This is a genomic window from Isoptericola sp. NPDC055881, from assembly GCF_053615895.1.
The window spans coordinates 1-7,138 of sequence record NZ_JBSHCR010000116.1; the positions used below are offsets into that span (position 1 = coordinate 1).

Annotated in this window: 6 protein-coding genes; 2 read left to right on the forward strand and 4 right to left on the reverse strand. The window is 76.1% G+C overall.

Annotated features, from left to right (window positions below):
- Positions 1-57 precede the first annotated feature (57 nt).
- Complete coding sequence (locus tag ACWGKI_RS20150) at positions 58-1,017, reverse strand: zinc-binding dehydrogenase (protein WP_452189414.1); 960 nt, start codon at positions 1,015-1,017, stop codon at positions 58-60.
- Between the two features lie 39 nt (positions 1,018-1,056).
- On the opposite strand from ACWGKI_RS20150, the gene ACWGKI_RS20155 reads away from it, so the two are divergent.
- Positions 1,057-1,998: a hypothetical protein gene (locus ACWGKI_RS20155; RefSeq protein WP_452189416.1), complete on the forward strand. Its 942-nt coding sequence runs from the start codon at positions 1,057-1,059 to the stop codon at positions 1,996-1,998.
- A 12-nt stretch (positions 1,999-2,010) separates the two neighbouring features.
- On the opposite strand, the gene ACWGKI_RS20160 is transcribed toward ACWGKI_RS20155, so the two are convergent.
- From ACWGKI_RS20160 to ACWGKI_RS20170, 3 genes are all read right to left on the reverse strand, one after another.
- Positions 2,011-2,439, reverse strand: coding sequence for a VOC family protein (locus ACWGKI_RS20160; RefSeq protein ID WP_380245206.1), 429 nt, complete (start codon positions 2,437-2,439; stop codon positions 2,011-2,013).
- A 123-nt stretch (positions 2,440-2,562) separates the two neighbouring features.
- Positions 2,563-3,792: a homoserine O-acetyltransferase MetX gene (gene metX / locus ACWGKI_RS20165; RefSeq protein ID WP_452189422.1), complete on the reverse strand. Its 1,230-nt coding sequence runs from the start codon at positions 3,790-3,792 to the stop codon at positions 2,563-2,565.
- Positions 3,793-3,869: 77 nt separating this feature from the next.
- Positions 3,870-5,237 carry a bifunctional o-acetylhomoserine/o-acetylserine sulfhydrylase gene (locus ACWGKI_RS20170; protein WP_452189418.1) on the reverse strand — a complete coding sequence of 456 codons (1,368 nt, stop codon included), beginning with the start codon at positions 5,235-5,237 and terminating at the stop codon, positions 3,870-3,872.
- A gap of 437 nt (positions 5,238-5,674) precedes the next feature.
- On the opposite strand from ACWGKI_RS20170, the gene ACWGKI_RS20175 reads away from it, so the two are divergent.
- Positions 5,675-7,114 carry an NlpC/P60 family protein gene (locus tag ACWGKI_RS20175; protein ID WP_452189420.1) on the forward strand — a complete coding sequence of 480 codons (1,440 nt, stop codon included), beginning with the start codon at positions 5,675-5,677 and terminating at the stop codon, positions 7,112-7,114.
- Positions 7,115-7,138: the final 24 nt, after the last annotated feature.

Below are 7,138 nucleotides of genomic sequence, written 5' to 3' on the forward strand. Positions count from 1 at the left end.
GTTTGGCCCGGTTTCGTCGAGAAACAGGGCCAAACGCCCGCTCACCACATGTGACGGTCAGGGGAGGACGACGATCTTCCCGGTCTGCTCCCCGGCGGCGAGGCGGGCCAGCCCGTCGCCCACCTGGGCCAGCGACACCTGCGAGTCGACGACGGGCCGCACCCCGGTGCGGGCGACGAACCGGACCAGGGCGGCGAGGTCGTCGCGCGTCCCCATCGTCACGCCCTGCACGCGGATCTCGTTGAAGAAGACGCGGGTCAGCTCGGCGGGCGGGGCGTCGCCCGACGTCGCCCCGCACACGACGATCGTGCCGCCGGGGCGCACGGACCGCACCGAGTGCGCCCAGGTGGCCTGACCGACCGACTCGACCACGGCGTCGACGCGCTCCGGAAGGCGCCCGCCCGTCTCGATCGCGTGCGCGGCGCCCAGCGCCACGGCGCGCTCGCGGCGCTCCGCGGACCGGGACGTGACGGTCACCTCGAGTCCCGCGGCGGCTCCGAGCACGACCGCGGCGGTCGCGACGCCGCCACCCGCGCCCTGCACCAGCACGCGGTCACCGGGAGCGAGGCCCGCCGCGCCGAACAGCATCCGGTACGCGGTGAGCCAGGCCGTGGGGAGGCACGCGGCGTCCTCGAACGACAGGTCGTCGGGGATCGGCACCAGGTTGTGCGCGGGCACGGCCACGCGCTCGGCGAGGGTGCCCGGGTACTGCTCCGACAGGAGGGTGCGGCGCTCGTGCGGCCCGACGCCGTGCCCGTCGGCGCCGATCACCCCGTGCACCAGCACCCGCGTGCCGTCCGAGGTGGTGCCGGCGGCGTCCGTCCCGAGGATCATCGGAAGCTGCTCGGCCCGCAGCCCGACGCCGCGCAGCGACCACAGGTCGTGATGGTTCAGCGTGGCGGCACGGACGTCGATCGTGGTCCAGTGCTCGCGCGCCTCCGGTTCCGGCCGGTCGCCCACCTCCAGGCCGTCGAGCGGGGAGTCGGGCGAGAACCGGGCGACGGTGGCGGCGAGCATGCAGCCCAACCTACTGGCCGGGCCGCTAGGTTGTGGCGCATGCCAGTCGGTGACGTCGAGGAGAGGCTCACGGCCGCGCGCGCCGCCGTCGTCGAGCACACGCAGCAGTCCGGCCGCCGGGAGCGCGCACGCCAGGCGCTGGCGGCCGCGGACGAGGCGCTCGTGACGGCGCGGGCGTCCCTCGCGGACGAGACGGCGGACGTGCGGCGGCTGGAGTCGCTCAGCCTGGCGCGCGTGTGGTCCGCGGTGCGCGGCGACCGGGCGCAGCGGCTGGACGCGGAACGGGCGGAGCAGCAGGCGGCCGAGTACGTCGCGGCGTCCGCACAGGCCAGGCGCGACGCGGCCGCCCGCGACCTGGCCGACGTCGAGGCGGCGATGGACGCGCTCGGCGACGTGCAGGGCCGCTGGACGGCGGCCCTGACCGCCAAGGAGGAGTGGGTGCGCGACGGCGGGGGCGCGGCCGCCGCGGAGCTGGCCGACGTGGCCGAGCAGACCGGCGCGTGGCGCGCCGAGCAGCGGGAGATCGTGGAGGCACGGCAGGCCGCCGCGGTCGCCGCGGCAGCCTTGTCCGCGGCCGGGAACGAGCTGCGCAGCGCCGACGGCTGGTCGACCTACGACACGTTCTTCGACGGCGGCGCGATCGCGAGCATGGCCAAGCACGACCGTCTCGACAAGGCCGCCGCGCTCCTGCGTCGGGCCGACGGCGCGCTGCGGCGGCTCACCGTGGAGCTGGGCGACCTCGGCGAGCAGGGCGTGGGCGACGTCGGGGTCGACGGGTTCACCCGCACGCTCGACGTCTGGTTCGACAACATCTTCACGGACTGGTCCGTGCGCAATCGGATCGCGGAGGCGCGCGACCGTGTCCGTGTCGCGGGCCGTGCGGTGGACACGGTCCGCGCGCGCCTCGCCGCACGGGCCACGGCCGCGGACGCCGAGCTCGCCGCCCTCGCCGCCCGCCGGGAGCGCCTGCTCGTCAGCTGACGCGCGGGTCGGTCAGGGCGCGCCGACGTCGAACATCCACGTGATGCCGTACCGGTCGGTCACCTGGCCGTAGAAGTCGCCCCACGGCGCCTTGTCGAACGGCATGGCGTCCGAGCCGCCCTCGGCGAGCTTCGCGTACGCGCCCGCCACGTAGTCGTAGTCCTCCGGCCCGCCGGTGAGCGCCACCGTCACCCCGCTGGTGGGGGCCACGTACGGCATCATCGAGCCGGAGTCGGCGGCCATGAGGGTGAGGCCGGACGGCGTGTCGAGCTGGCCGTGCATGACGAGGTCCTTGTCGGCGTCCTCGATCGGCATGCCGGAGTCCGCGGGCATGCCGCCGAACGTGCTGATGTCGAGGTCGCCGCCGAGCACCGACTGGTAGAACTCGAGCGCCTCGCGCGCCTGGTTCTTGAAGCTGAGGTAGGGGTTGAGCCGGACCATGGGTCGCCTCCAGCGCGGGTCGCGGGTGGGCCGGCCGCGCGGGTCGGCGGCCGGGAACCACGCTAGGCGCGGCCCCCGACACGCGCGCGGCGACCCGTCAGCGCGGACCCGGCCGCCGCCGGGTCACTCGGCGCCCCCGGCCTCCTCGACGCTGACGTTCGCGAGGAACTCGGCCACGATCGGACCGAGCTGGTCGAACTCGATGAGGAAGCCGTCGTGGCCGAAGTCGGAGGTCACGATGCGCAGCGGCTCCGCGCCAGGGATCCACGCCGCGATGCGGCTCGCCTGGTCCGGCGGGAACAGCCGGTCCGAGTCGACGGCCACGACCAGCGCGCGCGCCGTGATCTGCGACAGCGCCGACTCGACACCGCCCCGGTCACGGCCCAGGTCGTGGCTCAGCATCGACTCGGTGAGCACCAGGTAGGAGTTCGCGTCGAACCGACGCGCGAGCTTGTCCCCGTGGTGGTCCAGGTACGACTGGACGGCGTAGCGGCCGTCGCCCAGCGGGTCCTCGCCACCCTGCGGCAGCCGTCCGAAGCGGACGTCGAGCTCGGCCGCCGTCCGGTACGTGGTGTGCGCGATCTGGCGGGCGATGGCGAGGCCGGCGTCGGGTCCGTCGCCGTCGGCTGCCTCGTAGTAGTCGCCCCCGCGCCAGCGCGGGTCGGCCCGGATCGCGCCCAGCTGCGGGTGCGCCCACGCGATCTGGTCGCCGGACGTCTGCGCCGTCGTGGCGATGGCGGCGATGCCGTCCACCGCGATGCCCGCCTCGGGGCCGAGCAGGGCCCACTCGAGCACGCGGAGCCCGCCCATCGAGGCGCCGGCGACGAGCGTCCAGCGCTCGATCCCCAGCTGCCGGGCGAGCTCGATCTCGGCGGCCACCTGGTCGCGGGTCGTCACGCGGGGGAAGCGGCCGCCCCACGGGCGGCCGTCAGGAGCGTCCGACGCGGGCCCGGTGGTGCCCTGACAACCGCCCAGCACGTTCGGCGCGACGACGAAGTACCGGTCGGTGTCGATGGGCGCCCCGGGGCCGATCATGTCCGCCCACCAGCCGGCGGTCGGCTGGCCCGGCCCGGGGGCCCCGGCCACGTGCGCGTCGCCCGTGAGGGCGTGCAGCACGAGGACGGCGTTGGACCCGTCCTCGTCCAGCTCGCCCCAGGTCTCGTAGGCGACCCGCACGCCGGGCAGCACGCCGCCCGCCTCGAGCTCGACCGCGCCGACGTCGGCGAACTTCTTGTCCGCGACGGGGTCGCCCTCGCGCCACGCCCCGGTGGCGGGCACCGGAGGCTTCACGCGGGACCGGGAGACCGGCGTCGGGCGGACCCGCGGGGCGTCGCCCGAGGTGCGGCCGCCCACCGACGGCACGGTGGGGGCGACGCGCACCCCGCCGCCGCGACGCACCGGCAGCCGTCCGGGCACCCCCGTCGCGCGCGTCACGCGGCGGCCTCGTCGTCCGTCGTCGCGCCCGCCGTGGCCGTCGCCGCGGCGAAGCCGAGCTCGAGGTCGGCCAGGATGTCCTCGATCCCCTCGAGCCCGACCGAGAGCCGCACCAGGCCCGGCGTCACGCCGGAGAACGCCTGCTCGGCCGGGGTGAGCTGCGAGTGGGTGGTCGAGGCGGGATGGATGACGAGCGAGCGCACGTCGCCGATGTTGGCCACGTGCGAGTGCAGCCGCAGCGCCGAGACGAACGCGCGGCCCGCGGCGGACGCCTGCTCCGGGTCGGTCACGTCGAGCTCGAAGGCGATGACGGCGCCGGCACCCTTCGGGGCGTAGCGCTGCGCGTTGGCGTGCCACGGGGACGACGGCAGGCCGGCGTAGTGCACCACGCGCACGTCGTCGCGCTCCTCCAGCCACTCGGCGACGCGCTGCGCGTTCGCGACGTGCCGCTCCACGCGCAGCGAGAGCGTCTCGAGGCCCTGGGCGAGCAGGAAGGCGTTGAACGGCGCGACGGCGGGGCCGAGGTCGCGCAGCAGCTGGACCCGCGCCTTGAGCACGTAGGCGAGGTTGGCCCCGAGCGCCGAGCCGACGCCGAGGTCCCGCGCGTAGACGAGGCCGTGGTAGCTCTCGTCCGGCTCGTTGAAGCCGGGGAAGCGCTCGGGCTGCGCCGCGTAGTCGAAGGTGCCGCCGTCGACGATGACGCCGCCGATCGCGGCGCCGTGGCCGCCGAGGTACTTGGTGGCGGAGTGCACGACGACGTCCGCACCGTGCTCGATCGGCCGCACCAGGTACGGCGTCGCGATCGTGTTGTCCACGATGAGCGGCACCCCGACCTCGTGCGCGGCGTCGGCGACACCGGCGATGTCGAGCACGTCCGCGCGGGGGTTGGGGATCGTCTCGGCGAAGAACGCCTTGGTGTTCGGCCGGGCGGCGGCGCGCCAGGCGGCGGGGTCGTGCGGGTCGTCGACGAACGTCGTCTCGATGCCCAGCTTGGGCAGCGTGTGGCGCAGCAGGTTGTACGTGCCGCCGTAGAGGCTGGGGCTGGCCACCACGTGGTCGCCCGCCTGCGCCACGTTGAGGATCGCGAGGGTCTCGGCGGCCTGGCCGGACGCGACGAGCAGCGCCCCGACGCCGCCCTCGAGGTCGGCGACGCGGGCCTCCACGGCCTCCTGCGTCGGGTTGCCGATGCGCGTGTAGATGGGGCCGAGGTCGGCGAGCGCGAAGCGGTCGGCGGCGACGTCGGCGCTGGGGAACTCGAACGACGTGGTCTGGTAGATCGGCAGCGCGCGGGCCCCGGTGACGGGGTCGGGGCTCTGGCCGGCGTGGATCTGGCGGGTCTCGAAGGTCCAGCGAGAGGTGGTCATGACGTGCTCCTGGCAGGTGGGCGCGGGTCGGCTCGGTCGGCGATCGGGCCGCGGCGGGTCCCAGGGGCCTGCGCGTCTGAGGCGGGGCCGCGGCGGTCTGCTGCGCACGCGGAGCGGATGGCTGGGTCGACGAGCGGCCGCAGGCAGGCGAACGTGCGCGGTGGTCAGCGGCACATTCGGCGGGTCATGCGGACGACGGTAGCCGTGGCGCACCGGGGGCGACAGCCGGATCTCGCCATCTGAGACCAAAATATGGACGGCGTGTCGCCTTGCTTCCCGGGCGGGCCTCGCACTCTCCGGTGGCGGTGCGTGCCCGATCGGGTGAGCCTGGGCGAGGTTGCCCGGACAGCGCCTGCCCGAAGGAGGAGCAGCCCATGCGTCGCACCAGCCGTCCGTCTGCGGACCGCGGGACTACCCGCGCCGGAGGTGTGCCTCGCGTGGCCCGATACCGGCGAGCGACCGCGCTGGCGATCGTGGCGCTGCTCGGCGGGGTGCCCGCAGGCGGGGCCGCGTGGGCCGACCCGCCGTCCGACGACGACGTCGCCGCCGCGCACGCGGCCGAGGACGCGGCGCGTCTGGACGTCGCCGGGGCGCAGGCGCGGCTCGACGCGATCCGTGCGGAGCTCGCGCGGGCCGAGGCCGACGTCCAGACCGCGGCGGAGGACTACGCGGAGGCGCGCGAGGCGCTCGCCGCCGCGAAGCGCGAGACGCACGCCGCGCGCGAGCGCGCCGACCGGGCCCAGGCGGCCGAGGACGCCGCCCGGTCCTCCCTTGCCGACGCCTACCGGACCACGGCGCGCGCGTCCGAGAGCGCCCTCGGGCCGCTCGACGTCGTGGCCGGCGCGCGCGACCTCGGCGACGTCGTCTCCTCGGACGCGGCACAGCGAGCCGTCGACCGGAGGATCGCCCGGACGCTGGCACAGCAGGCGGACCTGCGCGCCACGACGCGCAACGCGGACGCCCGGTGGGACGCCGCGCGCGTGGCGCAGCAGGAGGCGGGCGAGGCGGCCGCGGCCGCTTTCGCCACCGCGCGGCGCACGGCCGCCGACCTCACCGCCCGCACCACCGCCGCCGAGCAGGAGCGCGACCGCCTGTTTGCACGCCTTGCCGACCTGCGCAGCACCACCGTCGAGCTGGAGCGACAGCGCGAGGCCGACCGGCAGCAGCGCGCGGCGGCGGCGCGGGAGCGAGCCGCCAAGGCCGCCGCCGAGGCTGCGTCCGGGGCCGTCGGCGAGGGGTCGGACGCCACCGCGTCGCCCGACCGGTCCGCGGACGCTCCGCGCACGTCCGCGACGACGGGCGGGGCCCGGGACACGGCGTCCGACGGCGACGACCGCGCGCAGCCCGACCCACGGCCGACGCGCACGCAGGAGCCCGACCCTGCCCCGGCGCCCGATCCCGCACCCGACCCCGCGCCCGACCCGGCGCCTGACCCGGCGCCGAGGCCGGACCCGAAGCCTGACCCGACGCCCCAGCCGCCGCCGGTCAGCGGCGTCGGGCAGGGCAGCGCCGCCCAGGGGCGCGCCGCGCTGGCCTGGGCGCGCTCCAAGATCGGGATCGCGTACCAGTGGGGCGGGACGGGCAACCCGGGCTACGACTGCTCCGGCCTGACGTCGGGGGCGTGGAACGCCGCGGGCGTGTGGATCACCCGCACGTCGCGGTCGCAGTACCTCACGGTCGGGAAGGTCGCGTACGGCTCGATGCGGCCCGGCGACCTCATCTTCTACGCGAACGACCCGTCCGACCCGTCGACCATCCGGCACGTCGCGCTCTACGCCGGGAACGGCATGATGGTCGAGGCCCCGCGCCCCGGCGTCGACGTCCGCGAGACTCCCGTCCGATGGGACGACGTCATGCCCTACGCCGGTCGCCCCTGACCGCCCTGAGGTTGTGGGTACGGA